19 protein-coding genes and 1 tRNA gene are annotated in these 14781 nt (G+C 58.1%); 15 read left to right on the forward strand and 5 right to left on the reverse strand.

Annotation, left to right across the window (positions count from 1 at the left end; genetic code table 11):
- Positions 1 to 635, reverse strand: a 635-nt coding sequence (gene hypB, locus GV764_RS18660) for a hydrogenase nickel incorporation protein HypB (RefSeq protein WP_161661426.1), incomplete at its 3' end; no start/stop codon positions are given.
- Between the two features lie 3 nt (positions 636 to 638).
- Positions 639 to 989, reverse strand: coding sequence for a hydrogenase maturation nickel metallochaperone HypA (hypA, locus tag GV764_RS18665; protein ID WP_161661427.1), 351 nt, complete (start codon positions 987 to 989; stop codon positions 639 to 641).
- A 233-nt stretch (positions 990 to 1222) separates the two neighbouring features.
- On the opposite strand from hypA, the gene hycA reads away from it, so the two are divergent.
- The 10 genes from hycA to hydN all read left to right on the forward strand — a co-directional run bounded on the left by hycA (position 1223) and on the right by hydN (position 9746).
- Positions 1223 to 1690: a formate hydrogenlyase regulator HycA gene (hycA, locus tag GV764_RS18670; RefSeq protein WP_161661428.1), complete on the forward strand. Its 468-nt coding sequence runs from the start codon at positions 1223 to 1225 to the stop codon at positions 1688 to 1690.
- A 77-nt stretch (positions 1691 to 1767) separates the two neighbouring features.
- Positions 1768 to 2376 (forward strand): 4Fe-4S dicluster domain-containing protein, encoded by a 609-nt coding sequence (locus GV764_RS18675; protein ID WP_161661429.1) that lies wholly within the window; start codon positions 1768 to 1770, stop codon positions 2374 to 2376.
- Positions 2373 to 4199: a formate hydrogenlyase subunit 3 gene (hycC, locus tag GV764_RS18680; protein WP_161661430.1), complete on the forward strand. Its 1827-nt coding sequence runs from the start codon at positions 2373 to 2375 to the stop codon at positions 4197 to 4199. Before GV764_RS18675 ends, hycC begins: the two co-directional genes overlap by 4 nt.
- A gap of 1 nt (position 4200) precedes the next feature.
- Positions 4201 to 5127, forward strand: coding sequence for a respiratory chain complex I subunit 1 family protein (locus tag GV764_RS18685; RefSeq protein WP_161661431.1), 927 nt, complete (start codon positions 4201 to 4203; stop codon positions 5125 to 5127).
- A 14-nt stretch (positions 5128 to 5141) separates the two neighbouring features.
- The gene (locus GV764_RS18690) at positions 5142 to 6851 is read left to right on the forward strand and encodes a hydrogenase large subunit (RefSeq protein ID WP_161661514.1); all 1710 of its coding nucleotides are present in this window, start codon (positions 5142 to 5144) and stop codon (positions 6849 to 6851) included.
- 12 nt (positions 6852 to 6863) lie between these two features.
- The gene (locus tag GV764_RS18695; protein ID WP_161661432.1) at positions 6864 to 7406 is read left to right on the forward strand and encodes a formate hydrogenlyase complex iron-sulfur subunit; all 543 of its coding nucleotides are present in this window, start codon (positions 6864 to 6866) and stop codon (positions 7404 to 7406) included.
- Positions 7406 to 8170 (forward strand): NADH-quinone oxidoreductase subunit B family protein, encoded by a 765-nt coding sequence (locus GV764_RS18700; RefSeq protein WP_161661433.1) that lies wholly within the window; start codon positions 7406 to 7408, stop codon positions 8168 to 8170. Before GV764_RS18695 ends, GV764_RS18700 begins: the two co-directional genes overlap by 1 nt.
- On the forward strand, positions 8170 to 8580 hold the full coding sequence (locus GV764_RS18705; protein ID WP_161661515.1) for a formate hydrogenlyase maturation HycH family protein: 411 nt from the start codon (positions 8170 to 8172) through the stop codon (positions 8578 to 8580). Before GV764_RS18700 ends, GV764_RS18705 begins: the two co-directional genes overlap by 1 nt.
- A complete protein-coding gene (gene hycI / locus GV764_RS18710; protein WP_161661434.1) occupies positions 8573 to 9028 on the forward strand; it encodes a hydrogenase maturation peptidase HycI in 456 nt (151 codons plus the stop codon). The genes GV764_RS18705 and hycI overlap by 8 nt, the downstream gene beginning before the upstream one ends.
- Positions 9029 to 9200: 172 nt before the next feature.
- Positions 9201 to 9746: an electron transport protein HydN gene (gene hydN / locus GV764_RS18715; RefSeq protein WP_161661435.1), complete on the forward strand. Its 546-nt coding sequence runs from the start codon at positions 9201 to 9203 to the stop codon at positions 9744 to 9746.
- 344 nt (positions 9747 to 10090) lie between these two features.
- On the opposite strand, the gene GV764_RS18720 is transcribed toward hydN, so the two are convergent.
- A tRNA-Ser gene (locus GV764_RS18720) sits at positions 10091 to 10178 on the reverse strand.
- 283 nt (positions 10179 to 10461) lie between these two features.
- Between GV764_RS18720 and yccA the strand changes: the two genes are divergently transcribed.
- Entirely contained in the window at positions 10462 to 11121 is a 660-nt protein-coding gene (yccA, locus tag GV764_RS18725; protein WP_125291833.1) for an FtsH protease modulator YccA, read from the forward strand.
- 103 nt (positions 11122 to 11224) lie between these two features.
- A complete protein-coding gene (tusE, locus tag GV764_RS18730) occupies positions 11225 to 11554 on the forward strand; it encodes a sulfurtransferase TusE (RefSeq protein ID WP_161661436.1) in 330 nt (109 codons plus the stop codon).
- Here tusE and yccX read toward each other — a convergent pair.
- The gene (gene yccX / locus GV764_RS18735) at positions 11551 to 11832 is read right to left on the reverse strand and encodes an acylphosphatase (protein ID WP_161661437.1); all 282 of its coding nucleotides are present in this window, start codon (positions 11830 to 11832) and stop codon (positions 11551 to 11553) included. The two genes, tusE and yccX, sit on opposite strands and share 4 nt — an antisense overlap.
- 90 nt (positions 11833 to 11922) lie before the next feature.
- Between yccX and rlmI the strand changes: the two genes are divergently transcribed.
- Positions 11923 to 13113: a 23S rRNA (cytosine(1962)-C(5))-methyltransferase RlmI gene (rlmI, locus tag GV764_RS18740; protein WP_161661438.1), complete on the forward strand. Its 1191-nt coding sequence runs from the start codon at positions 11923 to 11925 to the stop codon at positions 13111 to 13113.
- 62 nt (positions 13114 to 13175) lie between these two features.
- On the forward strand, positions 13176 to 13493 hold the full coding sequence (hspQ, locus tag GV764_RS18745; protein WP_161661439.1) for a heat shock protein HspQ: 318 nt from the start codon (positions 13176 to 13178) through the stop codon (positions 13491 to 13493).
- A gap of 30 nt (positions 13494 to 13523) precedes the next feature.
- On the opposite strand, the gene GV764_RS18750 is transcribed toward hspQ, so the two are convergent.
- Complete coding sequence (locus tag GV764_RS18750; protein WP_161661440.1) at positions 13524 to 13937, reverse strand: CoA-binding protein; 414 nt, start codon at positions 13935 to 13937, stop codon at positions 13524 to 13526.
- 175 nt (positions 13938 to 14112) lie between these two features.
- On the opposite strand from GV764_RS18750, the gene csgI reads away from it, so the two are divergent.
- Positions 14113 to 14775, forward strand: a complete 663-nt coding sequence (gene csgI, locus GV764_RS18755; protein ID WP_161661441.1) for a curli synthesis inhibitor — start codon at positions 14113 to 14115, stop codon at positions 14773 to 14775.
- The last annotated feature ends 6 nt before the right edge of the window (positions 14776 to 14781 follow it).

Here is a 14781-nt window from a genome sequence, read left to right on the forward strand (position 1 = left end):
ACCGCCACCTTATGGCGCTCGCCGAGGTCAAAGCCGGCCGGGCACACCAGGTTACCGACGTTTTCGATAAACAGAATGCCCCGCTCGTCCGGGGGCAGACGCTGCACGGCGTCGGCAATCATCTGCGCATCCAGATGGCAGCCCCTGCCGGTATTCACCTGGACTGCCGGGGTGCCGGTGGCGCGGATGCGCTCGGCATCGTTCGCCGTCTGCTGGTCGCCCTCGATAACGGCGCAGGGCACCGTGCCGTGCAGGCGCGTCAGGGTTTCGGTCAGCAGGGTGGTTTTACCGGAGCCGGGGCTGGACACCAGATTTAATACCAGCTGCGCGCGGGCGGCGAAGCGGGCGCGGTTGCGGGCGGCCAGCCGGTTGTTTTTATCCAGCACGTCGGTTTCGATTTCCACCATCCGCCGCTGGCTCATGCCCGGGGCGTGGGTGCCGGCCTCACCGTGGCCGTAATCCAGGTCGCCCTGCGCGCTTTCGGCGGGGCGGAAGCCCGGCGCACGGATGGCGCGGATGTGCAGCGCCGGACGGGCCGCAGGGGCAAAGGGCGCGCGGCGAAAGGCGGCGTGCGGGTTGCGCTCATCACCTTCGATATACAGGTTGCCGTCGGCGCAACCGCAAGTGGTACACATAATTCACTCCTGAGCGATTTCCATTCGTTTTATCTGCAGACCTTCGTCAGCAACGATGTTTAATTTATCGCAGCCGCAGTGCGGGCACTGGCGTACGCGGGATGAAAGCAACGTAACGTACTGCTCACACGTCGGGCACCAGCACTCCGCATCTTGCTGCTCAATATGCAGTTCGCAGCCTTCTGCCAGCGTGTCCCGGCAGACCAGATCAAAGCAAAACTCCAGCGCGCCCTGTTCTACGCATGAGAACGCGCCGATTTTTAGCCAGACTGCCGTCACTTTCCGGGCGTGATGCCGGGCGGCGTGCTGTTCGATTAATTCCAGGGCCCGCTGGCAAAGCGTGAGTTCATGCATGGCGTCTCCTGTCGACAAAAAGCATTCACCATGCGACTTAAGCAAATCCCATGCCAACGATTGATTTAAAAAGTGGTGTCATGTCACACGCCTTGTCTAAATTGCCAAAATGACATGTCAACTTCACAGAGCCCACAGGAGGAAATGACATAAAAATCAAATAAATCAACATGTTGTAAAACTGGCACGCTCTGTGCTTTAGCCGGAAGTCTTATCAACCAGAGTGACTTACCATGACTATTTCAGAGCTCAGCGTAAAAGCGGAATTTATCGCCGACCACCACCGTCGCTTACAGTCCCAGTGGCACACCTATTGTAATACCCTGGTCCAGGCCATCACCTTGTCTAAGTACAAACTTCATCACGCGATTAGCTGCGAACCGGAAGAAGGGCTGCGCTTTTATTTGTTCGATCACTTCATTATTCGCGTTGTTCAGGCGCCTGACTTTAACTGCCACACCATCCATTACCGTCTGGAAACCCGCGACGGAAAAGAGAGTGCGCTTATCGCCTCGGCTGAACTCGACCATAAGGGAATGCTGGATGGTCAGATCGCTAACCAGGATCGCCCGGCCGTGCTGGAACACTACCTGTCAAAAATCGGCAAGGTCTACGACTGCCTGTACGAGGCGATTGAAAAGGATCGGCCGCTGGAAATTGCTGACATCGCCCCTGACTGCGCAGGTCTGGCGCTGGCCTGAATAGCGGTGTCAAAAATGTCAAAAGTGACAATTTCGACACCATTTCGTCAAAAATGACAATCACCCGAGGAAGCCTGGTGAATCGTTTTGTAATCGCTGATGCCAAAGTCTGCATTGGCTGCCGCACCTGTGAAGCCGCCTGCTCAGAGATACACCGTCAGCACGGTCTGCAATCCATGCCGCGTCTGAAAGTGATGCGCAGCGCTAAAGAATCCGCTCCGCAACTGTGCCACCACTGTGAAGATGCGCCCTGCGCTCAGGTGTGCCCGGTAAATGCCATTGTGCGCGATGACGGCGCGGTTCAGTTGAATGAGAGCCTGTGCGTCAGTTGCAAGCTATGCGGCATCGTCTGCCCCTTCGGCGCCATTGAATTTTCCGGTAGCCGCCCGCTGGATATCCCTGCTAACGCCAACAGCCCGAAAGCCCCCGCCGCGCCCCCCGCCTCCCCGCGGGTCAGTTCGTTTCTGGACTGGGTGCCGGGAGTACGGGCTGTCGCAGTGAAATGCGATTTATGCAGCTTTGATGAGCAGGGGCCGGCCTGCGTGCGTACCTGCCCGACCCACGCCCTTCGCGTGGTCAATAACCAGGATATCGCCCAGGCCAGCAAACGCAAACGCGCGCTGACCATCAATCTTGACTACGGCGATCTGTCGCTGTTTAGCGCGGGTGGCGAGGGAGAACAATGAATTACTCTGATCTGATTAACGGCGCGCTGTGGGCATTCAGCGGCAGCGCCCTGATCGCGGCGCTGCTGGCTTTTCACAAACCGCTTAGCGCTGTGATCGCCGGTCTGGGCGGCGCGCTGGGCAGCGCGCTGGCAACGCTCGCCGGCGCGCTGGCGTTAACCCACGGCGATGCCGCGCTGCGGTTCACCGTTGCGGCACTCCATTTTCAGGCGCAGCTTTCCGCGCTAAACGCCGTATGGCTTCTCACCCTTGGCCTGCCCGGCCTGTTTATTAGCCTGTTCGCCATTCCACTTCATCGCCAGCGCCCGCTTAAGGCCGACGGATGGATAATGAACCTGCTGCTGGCGGCGGCGCTGATGGCGGTGGTGAGCGCCAACCTCGGCATACTGGTATTGATGACGGAGATTCTGGCGCTGTGCGCGATGTTCCTGACCGGCTGCGCCCAGTCCGGCAAACTGTGGTTTGCGCTGGGCCGCCTCGGGACGCTGCTGTTGGCCGTCGCTTGCGCGCTGCTCTGGGAGCAGTACGGCACGCTGGATCTCACCCTGATGTCGCAAATGATGGCTGGCCAACCGCTGAGCCTCCCGATCTGGGTAGCCGGTGTTATCGGGTTCGGTCTACTGGCAGGCATTATTCCGCTGCACGGCTGGGTGCCTTCAGCGCATGCACAGGCCAGCGGCCCGGCGGCGGCGCTGTTTTCCGCCGTGGTGCTGAAAGTCGGCGTTTACGGCCTGCTCACTTTCTCACTGCTGAATGTGTTGCCGCTGTGGTGCGGCGTGATGGTGGCGCTGCTGGGCGCGATCACCGCTTTCGTCGGCGGGCTGTACGCGCTGATGGAGCACAACATCAATCGTCTGCTGGCTTACCATTCGCTGGAAAATATCGGGATTATCCTGCTCGGTCTCGGCGTCGGGCTGATGGGCATCAGTCTCCAGGCGCCGCTGCTGGTCGCGCTCGGCCTGACGGGTGGGCTGTACCACCTGTTCAATCACAGCCTGTTCAAAACCACGCTGTTTCTGGGCGCCGGGGCGGTGTGGTTCAGTACCGGGCAGCACGATATTGAGAAACTCGGCGGCCTCGGTAAGCGTATGCCGCTGATTTCCGTGGCGATGCTGGTTGGCCTGATGGCGATGGCCGCGCTGCCGCCGCTCAATGGCTTTGCCGGCGAGTGGGTGATTTATCAGTCTTTCTTCCATCTTGGCAATCAGCCGCAGTTTATCGCCCGCCTGCTGGGCCCGCTGCTGGCGGCAGGCCTGGCCATTACCGGCGCGCTGGCGGTGATGTGTATGGCTAAAGTCTACGGCGTCACTTTTCTCGGCGCGCCGCGCACCCCGGCCGCACAACATGCCTGCGCTGTTCCGTTGCTGATGACGTTGAGCGTCGCCGTTCTGGCCTTGTGCTGCGTGGCGGGCGGTGTTGGCGCGCCGTGGCTGCTGCCGCTGCTGGGTCATGCCGTGCCGCTGCCGTTGGCGACGCCGGGCACGGAAGTCTCTCAACCGATGATCACCTTGCTGCTGATCGCGACGCTGCTGCTGCCGCTGGCGATGATGGCGCTGTTCAGGGGCGATCGGCTGCAAAACCGTACCCGCGGTTCGGCCTGGGTATGTGGCTACCAGCATGAACCGGAGATGGTGATCACCGCCCACGGTTTCGCCCATCCGCTAAAAGCGGCGTTCGCGCCGGTGCTGGCGCTGCGCAAGCGTCTGAACCCGGTTGCGCTTTTCCCCGGCTGGCACGGTGAACGAACCGGTCGGCTATGCCGTCGGATGGCGTTTATCGAACTGGCCGTTCTGCTGGTTGTCGTGATTTCTCAGGGAGCCTGATATGACCCATCTGCTTTTGCCCGTCATCCAGATGCTGGCGCTGTTTGCCGTTGCGCCGCTGTTGTCTGGCATTACCCGGGCCGCCCGCGCCCGGCTGCATAACCGCCGCGGCCCCGGAATACTTCAGGAATACCGGGATCTGGTCAAATTACTTGGTCGCCAGAGCGTTGCCCCCGCCGCTTCCGGTTGGGTATTCCGCCTGATGCCGCTGGTGATGGTGGGCGTGATGCTGACCATCGCCTGCGCGCTGCCGGTGGTGACGCTGTACTCGCCGCTGCCTGATCTGGGCGATCTGATCACGCTGATCTACCTGTTCGCCATTGCCCGTTTCTTTTTCGCTATTGCCGGGCTGGACACCGGTAGCCCGTTTACCGGCATCGGCGCCAGCCGCGAGGCGATGCTCGGCGTGCTGGTTGAGCCGATTCTGCTGCTCGGCCTGTGGGTGGCGGCACAGGTGGCAGGCGCAACCCATATCAGCAGTATTACCCTGACGATCTATCACTGGCCCGTGCGCGCTACCCTGCCGCTCGGGCTGGCGCTGCTGGCCTGCGCGTTCGCTACGTTCATTGAAATGGGCAAGCTGCCGTTCGATCTGGCCGAAGCGGAACAGGAGTTGCAGGAAGGGCCGCTCAGCGAATACAGCGGCAGCGGTTTTGCCCTGCTGAAGTGGGGCATCAGCCTGAAACAGCTGGTGGTGCTGCAAATGTTTCTCGGCGTGTTTATCCCCTGGGGCCAGATGAGCGCGTTCTCCTGGTCGGGGCTGATCCTCGCCGTGCTGATAGCGGTGATAAAGCTGGCGGCGGCGGTGCTGCTGATCGCCCTGGCGGAGAACAGCATGGCGCGTCTGCGTTTTGTTGAGACGTCCCGTGTTACCTGGGCCGGTTTCGGCTTTGCCTTTTTAGCCTTCGTCTCCTTGCTGGCGGCGTGATAAGAGAATTTATGATGTCTGAAGAAAAAGTGGGTCAACACTATCTTGCTGCGCTGCACCAGGCGTTTCCTGGGGTGGTGCTTGATGAGGCCTGGCAAACCCGCGACCAGATCACCCTGACCGTCAAACTGAATTATTTGCCGGAAGTCGTGGAGTACCTGTATTACCAACAGGGCGGCTGGCTGTCGGTGCTGTTCGGCAACGATGAGCGCAAACTGTGCGGCCATTTCGCGGTGTATTACGTACTGTCGATGGAACAAGGCACCAAATGCTGGATCACGGTGCGGGTGGAAGTCGACCCTGACCGGCCGGAATTCCCGTCCGTCACGCCGCGCGTGCCTGCCGCCGTGTGGGGCGAGCGCGAAGTACGCGATATGTACGGTTTGATTGCGGTGGGGTTGCCCGATGAGCGCCGTCTGGTGCTGCCGGATGACTGGCCTGACGATCTCTATCCGCTGCGTAAAGACAGCATGGACTACCGCCAGCGTCCGGCACCGACCACCGACAGCGAAACCTATGAATTCATCAACGAGCTGGGTAACAAGAAAAACAATGTGGTGCCCATTGGCCCACTGCACGTTACCTCGGACGAGCCGGGCCACTTCCGTCTGTTTGTCGATGGCGAAAATATTATCGACGCCGATTACCGCCTGTTTTACGTCCATCGCGGTATGGAAAAGCTGGCGGAAACCCGCATGGGTTATAACGAAGTCACTTTCCTGTCCGATCGGGTCTGCGGGATCTGCGGCTTCGCCCACAGTACCGCCTACACCACTTCGGTAGAGAATGCGATGGGCATCGTGGTGCCGGAACGCGCCCAAATGATCCGCGCGATCCTGCTCGAAGTGGAGCGCCTGCACAGCCATCTGCTTAATCTTGGCCTTGCCTGCCACTTCGTCGGTTTCGACTCCGGCTTTATGCAGTTTTTCAAAGTGCGCGAAGCCTCTATGAAAATGGCCGAGATCCTCACCGGCGCGCGTAAAACCTACGGCCTGAATCTGATCGGCGGCATTCGTCGCGACTTGCTGAAAGACGACATGATCCAGACCCGCCAGCTCGCGCAGCAAATGCGCCGCGACGTGCAGGATCTGGTCGATATCCTGCTGAGTACCCCCAATATTGAACAGCGCACTGTCGGCATTGGCCGTCTCGACCCGCAGATCGCGCGCGACTTCAGCAACGTGGGCCCGATGGTGCGCGCCAGCGGCCACGCCCGCGATACCCGCGCCGACCATCCGTTTGTCGGCTATGGCCTGTTGCCGATGGAAGTCCACACCCTGAACGGCTGTGACGTGCTGTCGCGCCTGAAAGTGCGTATCAACGAAGTCTTCACCGCGCTGAATATGATCGATTTTGGCCTTGATAACCTGCCGGGCGGCCCGCTGGCGGTGGAAGGGTTTACCTATATTCCGCACCGCTTTGCGCTGGGCTTTTCGGAAGCGCCGCGCGGCGACGATATCCACTGGAGCATGACCGGCGATAACCAGAAACTCTACCGCTGGCGCTGCCGGGCGGCGACCTACGCCAACTGGCCGACGCTGCGCTATATGCTGCGCGGGAATACCGTTTCGGATGCGCCGCTGATCATCGGCAGCCTCGACCCTTGCTACTCCTGCACCGACCGTATGACGGTGGTGGATGTCCGTAAGAAGAAAAGCCAGGTAGTGCCGTACAAAGAGCTTGAGCGCTACAGCATCGAGCGCGTCAATTCACCGCTGAAATAGTCCGGGGAGAGTATGTTTACTTTTATCAAAAAAGCCCTCAAAGGCGGCGTGGCGACGTCAACCTGGCCGCTACAGCCGTATGACGTGGATAAAAATTACCGCGGCAAGCCGCAGCATAATCCGCAGCAGTGTATTGGCTGTGCCGCCTGCGTTAACGCCTGCCCGTCAAACGCCTTAACGGTCGGGATCGATCAGGTTAAGCAGCAACTGGCCTGGCAGTTCGATCTCGGACGCTGCATTTTCTGCGGGCGCTGTGAGGAAGTCTGCCCCACGGCGGCGATCGCGCTGACGCGTGAGTATGAGCTGGCGGTGTGGCGAAAAGCGGATTTTTTGCAGCAGGCGCGGTTCGATTACTGCCACTGCCGGGTATGCGGCTCGCCTTACGCGGTGCAAAAAGAGATTGATTACGCTATCGCCCTGTTAGCCCATCACGGCGATAGCCGTGCTGAGCAACGCCGGGAGAGTCTCGAAACCTGCCCGGACTGCAAACGCCAGCAAGGCCTGGCCCCGTCTGAACGTATCGACTTTACCCGTGAGATGAAGGAGGCGGTGTAATGAGCCAGCTTTTAGGTCCGCGCGACGCTCAGGGCATACCGGTGCCGATGACGGTGGATGAATCCATTGCCGCCATGAAAACCGCGCTGCTAAAGAAAATCAAACGCTCGGCCTATGTTTATCGGGTCGACTGCGGCGGCTGCAACGGTTGTGAAATCGAAATTTTCGCCACCCTGTCGCCGCTGTTTGATGCCGAACGCTTCGGCATCAAAGTGGTGCCGTCACCCCGCCATGCCGACATTTTACTGTTTACCGGCGCGGTGACCCGCGCCATGCGCTCCCCTGCCCTGCGCGCCTGGGAATCGTCACCGGATCCGAAGATCTGCATCTCCTACGGCGCCTGCGGCAATACCGGCGGGATTTTCCACGATCTTTACTGCGTCTGGGGCGGTACCGATAAAATTGTCCCGGTTGACGTGTATATCCCCGGTTGCCCGCCGACCCCCGCCTCGACGCTGTATGGCTTCGCGCTGGCGCTGGGACTGCTGGAACAAAAAATCCATGCGCGCGAACCGGGCGAACTGGATGCCGCGCCCGCGGAAATCCTTCATCCGCAAATGGTGCAACCGTTGCGGGTGCGTGTGGAGCGGACCGCGCGCCGCCTGGCGGGCTATCGCTATGGGCGTCAGATCGCCGATGACTATATGCGCCATCTGGTGCAGGGCGACGACCACGTGCGGCGCTGGCTGGAGCAGGAAAACGATCCGCGCCTAAACGAAATCGTCACCAGCCTGCACAGCGTCGTGGAACAGGAGCGGGTGTGATGAACGAGTCGGTGGTGTTCAGCGTATTAAGCCGTAAATTTATTGACCACAGCGAGGCGACTCCCCCGAAAGCGCAACAGGTGATCTATTACAGCCTGGCGATTGGCCATCATCTTGGCGTGATTGACTGCCTGTCGGCGGCGCTGACCTGCAACCTGGCTGACTATCGCGCCTGGATAGCCACCCTCGCCGACGGTAGCGAGGCGCGGCGCAAAATGGAAGGCGTGCCGCGCTATGGCGAGATTGTCATCGACCACAGCCATGTGACGATGCTGGCGCGCGCGTTTGATAGCGCGCTTGCCGTGCAGACCGATGAGCAACAGGCGTGGAGCCAGGCCATGCTTGGCTGGCTGGCGGCCATTCAGCAAGAAAGCGCGGTCTATATCATGGTGAGGAGGCAATATGACTGACGTATTACTGTGCGTGGGCAATAGCATGATGGGTGATGACGGCGCCGGTCCGCTGCTGGCTGAACGCTGTCATTCGGCGCCCCAGGGGGCATGGCAGGTCATTGACGGCGGCAGCGCGCCGGAAAACGATATTGTGGCGATCCGCGAACTGCGTCCCGATCGGCTGTTGATCGTCGATGCCACCGATATGGGGCTGCAGCCCGGCGAGATCCGCATTATCGACCCGGATGATATCGCCGGGATGTTTATGATGACCACCCATAATATGCCGCTCAACTACCTGGTGGAACAGCTGAGGCCCGACGTGGGTGAGGTGATCTTCGTCGGCATACAACCGGATATTGTGGGGTTTTATTATCCCATGACCGGGGCGGTGAAACAGGCGGTTGAGACGGTTTATCAGCGTCTTGGCGACTGGCGCGATAACGGCGGTTTCGCGGCGCTGTAGCGCGGGGTTCCCGCGTTACTATCTTCCTGCCGGGGCGTCACTGACAGTGTCACAAATGGCAATGACAGTGACGCCTCATCAAGAAATCTTATAAAACCCAATATTTTCAATAAATTGAAACCTGGCACGGTTAATGCTTAGGGTGAGCGTTACTTATTAACCGGAGAAATTGATGAACCGCTTCATCATTGCTGATGCCAGCAAATGTATTGGGTGCCGCACATGCGAAGTCGCCTGCGTGGTTTCTCACCAGCAGGACCAGGACTGCTCAGCCCTGACGGCGAAAACCTTTCTGCCCCGGGTACATGTTATCAAAGGGGTGAATGTCTCTACCGCGACGATGTGCCGCCAGTGTGAAGACGCGCCCTGCGCTAACGTCTGCCCGAACGGCGCGATCCGCCGCGACCAGGGGTTTGTTCACGTTCAGCAGGAACGCTGCATCGGCTGTAAAACCTGCGTGGTTGCCTGCCCGTACGGTGCAATGGAAGTGGTGGTTCGCCCGGTGGTGCGTAATAGCGGCGCGGGCTTAAACGTGATGGCGGAAAAAGCCGAAGCCAATAAGTGCGACCTGTGCCATCACCGCGCAGAAGGCCCCGCCTGTATTGAGGCGTGCCCGACCAACGCCATTGTCTGTGTCGATCGCGCCCGCCTGACGCAACTGAGCGCGGAAAAACGCCGCCGCGCGGCGCTGGATAGCATCCCGGCGCTGACCTTTTAACCCGCACTTCTCTGGCGCTTTCAACCTTAACAGGTCTGTTAATGCTGATTCCGCGCCTGCATCGGCCGATGTTCGCTACCAAAAGGGGGAAAACTGACGCCGGAGAGAGAGCAAAGCCGCTTACGGCCCGCGCGCCATGATGACCACGATTGAGGATCAACACTGGCGCAGTATGCACCACTGACCGATATCATGATGAAAGCCCGGCAGCGCGAGGCAGTTGAGGGATAAGAAGGAGAACAGAGCCGGAGTGGGCGTTAAGACGCTCTGGCTTTTATCATTGTCGCTTTAGCCGTACTTCATAAAGCAAAAGGGGTCGTCTTTCGACGACCCCTTCACTAATATGGCGGAAGCGCAGAGATTCGAACTCTGGGACCCTTTCGAGTCGCCGGTTTTCAAGACCGGTGCCTTCAACCGCTCGGCCACACTTCCAATGAGGCGAACTATAAACATCCCCTTTCCTCCTGTAAAGCCCGGAACCGTTCGTTTGCCGCAAAAACAAGCAAATTGCGATTAATCGCCTGAAATATCGACGTTATGTACACAAAGACAGCAAAAAAAGCGCTCAGGCTCGGACACATTCCTTAATCTTAATTAGCCGCCTGGTGATTGTTTTCGCTTGATAAATCAGCGTAAAGATGGGTAAAAGCACTTTCCCGCTTCCTTATGGCGCACTATTCTCTGACGCTAACCACCTGTAATGAGAGAACAACTCATGGATCGCATAGTTTATTCCTCACGCGATATGAATTCGCTGCTTAGCACGCATAAAGTGCTGCGTAATACCTATTTCCTGTTGAGCCTGACGCTGGCGTTTTCGGCGATGACCGCCACCGCCAGTACCGTACTGGGCCTGCCGTCTCCGGGGATTATCCTGACGCTGGTGGGGATGTACGGCCTGATGTTCCTGACCTATAAAACCGCCAACTCGCCGGCAGGGATTGTCTCTGCGTTCGCGTTCACCGGTTTCCTGGGTTATATCCTTGGCCCGATCCTGAATGCTTATCTGTCTGCCGGGATGGGCGACGTGATCGGCATGGCGCTGGGCGGCACCGCGTTAGTGTTCTTCTGCTGCTCCGCCTACGTGCTGACCACTCGTAAAGACATGTCCTTTATGGGCGGTATGCTGATGGCGGGTATCGTGGTGGTGCTGATTGGCATGGTGGCGAACATCTTCCTGCAACTGCCTGCCCTGCACCTGGCAATCAGTGCCGTGTTTATTCTGATCTCCTCTGGCGCAATCCTGTATGAGACCAGCAATATCATTCACGGCGGCGAAACAAACTATATCCGCGCGACAGTAAGCCTGTACGTCTCGCTGTATAACATCTTCGTCAGCCTGCTGAGCATCCTGGGCTTCGCCAGCCGCGATTAATCAGCCTCATGTTTACCCGGCCCCGCCACTGTGCGGGGCTTTGTTTTTTTCAGCCCCCAATATTTGCTACACTGCGACCCCGTTTCACGGTGGTAAGAGCATTATGTTGACCTTTAACGATAAACAATTTGAAACCGATAACGACGGTTATCTGAAAGACGCCAGCGCCTGGAGCGAAGGCCTCGCAGAGGTGATTGCTGAACAGGAAGGCATCGCGCTGACGCCTGAACACTGGGAAGTGGTGCGCTTCGTGCGTGCGTTTTATCTGGAATTTAATACCTCGCCCGCCATCCGAATGTTAGTCAAGGCGATGGCGAAGGCGTATGGCGAAGAGAAAGGCAACAGCCGCTATCTGTTCCGACTGTTTCCGAAAGGCCCGGCGAAGCAGGCCACTAAAATCGCGGGTCTGCCTAAGCCGGTAAAATGCCTTTAATGGCGAATGCCGAAGTTGGTCCATTCGCGCTCGGGTCGGTGCGGCTCATGAAGCACTTTTTCCACCCGGGCGCTACGCGGCCCGCCCGCTTTTAGCCAGGCCAGCAGCTGTTCCACCCGCTCATTTTCGCCGCAGGCGACCACTTCCACGCTGCCATCGTCTAAATTTCGGGCATACCCGGTAAGCCCCAGTCGGTTAGCTTCATGCTGGGTGCTGTAACGAAACCCTACGCCCTGAACCATGCCGTGCACCCAGGCGATTACGCATACATTTGACATTACCGTGCTCCTTTATGCCGGGCGCGTTGCATTTCGCCGCTGAACTCGGGAAAATGGCGCCCATTTTCTCTGACATCAGCATAGCAAATTATGAGCGTACGTTTAGTGTTAGCCAAAGGGCGCGAGAAATCGTTATTGCGCCGCCATCCGTGGGTATTTTCCGGCGCCGTTGCGCGTCTGGAAGGAAAAGCCAGTCTGGGTGAAACCATTGATATCGTCGACCACCAGGGCAAGTGGCTGGCGCGCGGCGCGTATTCTCCCGCTTCGCAGATCCGCGCCCGCGTCTGGACTTTTGATCGCGATGAATCCATCGATATCGACTTTTTCACTCAACGTCTGCAACAGGCGCAGCAGTGGCGCAACTGGCTGGCAGCGCGCGACGGGCTCGACAGTTATCGCTTAATTGCCGGTGAGTCAGATGGATTGCCGGGCGTCACTATCGATCGCTTCGGTGATTTCCTGGTGCTGCAACTGCTGTCGGCTGGCGCGGAGTATCAACGCCCCGCCCTGCTTAGCGCGCTGCACGCGCTCTATCCTGAATGCGCTATTTACGATCGTTCCGATGTCGCCGTGCGTAAGAAAGAGGGCATGGAACTGACGCAGGGTCCGGTGAGCGGCGAATTGCCCCCTGATCTGCTGGCGATTGAAGAGCACGGCATGAAGCTGCTGGTGGATATCAAAGGCGGCCACAAGACCGGTTACTACCTCGATCAGCGCGACAGCCGCTTCGCGACTCGCGGTTATGTGAAGGATAAGCGCGTGCTGAACTGCTTCTCCTACACCGGCGGGTTCGCGGTTTCCGCGCTGATAGGCGGATGCCAGCAGGTGATCAGCGTCGATACGTCGCAGGACGCGCTGGACGTAGCAAAACAAAACGTAGAGCTGAACGGTCTGGATCTCAGCAAGGCGGAATTTGTCCGTGATGACGTGTTCAAGCTGCTGCGTAAATATCGCGATCAGGGTGAGAAATTCGATGTCATCGTGATGGACCCGCCGAAGTTTGTGGAAAATAAAAATCAGCTGATGGGGGCCTGCCGCGGCTATAAAGATATCAATATGCTGGCGATCCAGCTGCTCAACCCGGGCGGCGTACTGCTGACTTTCTCCTGCTCCGGGCTGATGGCCAGCGATTTATTTCAGAAAATCATTGCCGATGCCGCTGTAGATGCCGGGCGTGATGTACAATTTATAGAGCAGTTCCGTCAGGCAGCCGATCACCCGGTGATAGCGAGCTACCCGGAAGGGCTTTATTTGAAAGGATTTGCCTGCCGCATCATGTAACTTGAATAATGGGAAACCGCCCGCATATCTGATGCAGAGCTAAGTTTCCCCGGGAGGTGACGATGATTGCCAGCAAATTTGGTATTGGCCAACAGGTCCGCCACTCATTGCTGGGTTATCTGGGCGTAGTGGTCGATATCGATCCTGAATACGCGCTGGATGAACCTGACGCAGACGAGCTGGCGGTAAATGCAGAATTGCGCGCCGCCCCCTGGTATCACGTGGTTATGGAAGATGACGACGGCCATCCGGTTCATACCTATCTGGCCGAGGCCCAGTTGAGCGGCGAGCTTCAGGACGAACATCCGGAGCAGCCCTCTATGGACGAACTGGCGCAGACTATCCGTAAACAGCTTCAGGCACCGCGCTTAAACAACTAAAAATAAACCCGGCATTGCCGGGTTTATCGCTTATTTGGCCAGCCCCAGCCGGGGAATTTCAATCGCGGGGCACCGATCCATGACGACTTTCATTCCCGCATCCCGCGCCAGCACCGCCGCCTGCTCATTGATCACACCAAGCTGTAACCACAGCGTTTTCGCGCCAATCGCAATGGCTTCCTGCGCCACACCCCATGCGGCTTCAGAGTTGCGGAACACGTCCACCATATCGATGGGTTCCGGGATTTCGCTCAGCGATCCGTAGCCTTTCTGGCCCAGCAGCGTTTTCCCCGCCACTTTCGGCGAAACGGGGATCACGTGATAACCCTGGTTCAACAGATAAGCCATCACGCGATAGCTTGGCCGTTCGGGCTTGTCACTGGCACCCACCAGCGCGATGGTGCGCGTTGTCTTCAGGATGCCAGCAATGTCAGATTCATTCATAGTCGCTCCTCCAGCAGTGGTTTTTCAGTGTATGCCAAACCTTCATGTCTCACCATCATTCCCATACGGATGCATGAGAGCCAAACAGATTAATCTGGATATATGTTAATGAATATTATTCGTGCAAAATTTTGATACATTCTCAGGCTGAGATGCGGGGATGATGGAGACCTTAATGAAAGGCTTATTCGCCACAGCAATGCTGCTGGCGCTGATACCGGTAACGGCAGCGGCCACCACGCTACATCTTTCCGGAGATATCGATTTACTGGTTCTTGATGGTAAAAAGGTCTCCGGCTCGTTTCTGCGCGGCGCGGATAGCATTGAATTAGATAACGGTCCCCATCAACTGGTGTTTCGGGTGGAAAAAAATCTGATCACCGCCAGCCGGGACAGATGGCTGTACATCTCTCCGCCGTTGATCATGACCTTTGACACCCGCAATATCACCCAGGTGAATATCTCCCTACCGCGTATTGAAACTGAAAAAGAGAGCGAACAGTTTAATGCCGCGCCGCGCGTACAGTTGCTGGACGGCAGCGCCGCGCCAATACCGGCCAGGCTCGATGTGCTGGCGGTGGCTAACAACCCGAAAGGGATTGATTATGAATGGGAAACCGAGCGTTATAATAAGGCTAATAACAAGGCTTCCGCACCCGAATTTGTCACCCTGATCGCCGATGACAGCGCCCTGCTTTCCGGGCCCTCGGAACTGGACAGGCCGGTGGCCCATTCGCAAACCCTGACCGAGCAACGGCTTAAGCACTGGTATTTACAGGCCGACAATGACACCCGTACCCGCTTTCTGGAATGGGTGAAGCAGCAACCCTCTTCCTGACCCGCA

This window comes from Atlantibacter hermannii (genome assembly GCF_009907385.1).
GTDB lineage: Bacteria > Pseudomonadota > Gammaproteobacteria > Enterobacterales > Enterobacteriaceae > Atlantibacter > Atlantibacter hermannii_A.

Excerpts from the sequence above, each read along its gene's own strand:
- hypA (WP_161661427.1), bottom strand. The coding sequence starts at position 989 with ATGCATGAACTCACGCTTTGCCAGCGGGCCCTGGAATTAATCGAACAG.
- hycA (WP_161661428.1), top strand. The coding sequence starts at position 1,223 with ATGACTATTTCAGAGCTCAGCGTAAAAGCGGAATTTATCGCCGACCAC.
- hycC (WP_161661430.1), top strand. The coding sequence starts at position 2,373 with ATGAATTACTCTGATCTGATTAACGGCGCGCTGTGGGCATTCAGCGGC.
- GV764_RS18685 (WP_161661431.1), top strand. The coding sequence starts at position 4,201 with ATGACCCATCTGCTTTTGCCCGTCATCCAGATGCTGGCGCTGTTTGCC.
- GV764_RS18690 (WP_161661514.1), top strand. The coding sequence starts at position 5,142 with ATGTCTGAAGAAAAAGTGGGTCAACACTATCTTGCTGCGCTGCACCAG.
- GV764_RS18695 (WP_161661432.1), top strand. The coding sequence starts at position 6,864 with ATGTTTACTTTTATCAAAAAAGCCCTCAAAGGCGGCGTGGCGACGTCA.
- GV764_RS18700 (WP_161661433.1), top strand. The coding sequence starts at position 7,406 with ATGAGCCAGCTTTTAGGTCCGCGCGACGCTCAGGGCATACCGGTGCCG.
- GV764_RS18705 (WP_161661515.1), top strand. The coding sequence starts at position 8,170 with ATGAACGAGTCGGTGGTGTTCAGCGTATTAAGCCGTAAATTTATTGAC.
- hycI (WP_161661434.1), top strand. The coding sequence starts at position 8,573 with ATGACTGACGTATTACTGTGCGTGGGCAATAGCATGATGGGTGATGAC.
- hydN (WP_161661435.1), top strand. The coding sequence starts at position 9,201 with ATGAACCGCTTCATCATTGCTGATGCCAGCAAATGTATTGGGTGCCGC.
- yccA (WP_125291833.1), top strand. The coding sequence starts at position 10,462 with ATGGATCGCATAGTTTATTCCTCACGCGATATGAATTCGCTGCTTAGC.
- tusE (WP_161661436.1), top strand. The coding sequence starts at position 11,225 with ATGTTGACCTTTAACGATAAACAATTTGAAACCGATAACGACGGTTAT.
- yccX (WP_161661437.1), bottom strand. The coding sequence starts at position 11,832 with ATGTCAAATGTATGCGTAATCGCCTGGGTGCACGGCATGGTTCAGGGC.
- rlmI (WP_161661438.1), top strand. The coding sequence starts at position 11,923 with ATGAGCGTACGTTTAGTGTTAGCCAAAGGGCGCGAGAAATCGTTATTG.
- hspQ (WP_161661439.1), top strand. The coding sequence starts at position 13,176 with ATGATTGCCAGCAAATTTGGTATTGGCCAACAGGTCCGCCACTCATTG.
- GV764_RS18750 (WP_161661440.1), bottom strand. The coding sequence starts at position 13,937 with ATGAATGAATCTGACATTGCTGGCATCCTGAAGACAACGCGCACCATC.
- csgI (WP_161661441.1), top strand. The coding sequence starts at position 14,113 with ATGAAAGGCTTATTCGCCACAGCAATGCTGCTGGCGCTGATACCGGTA.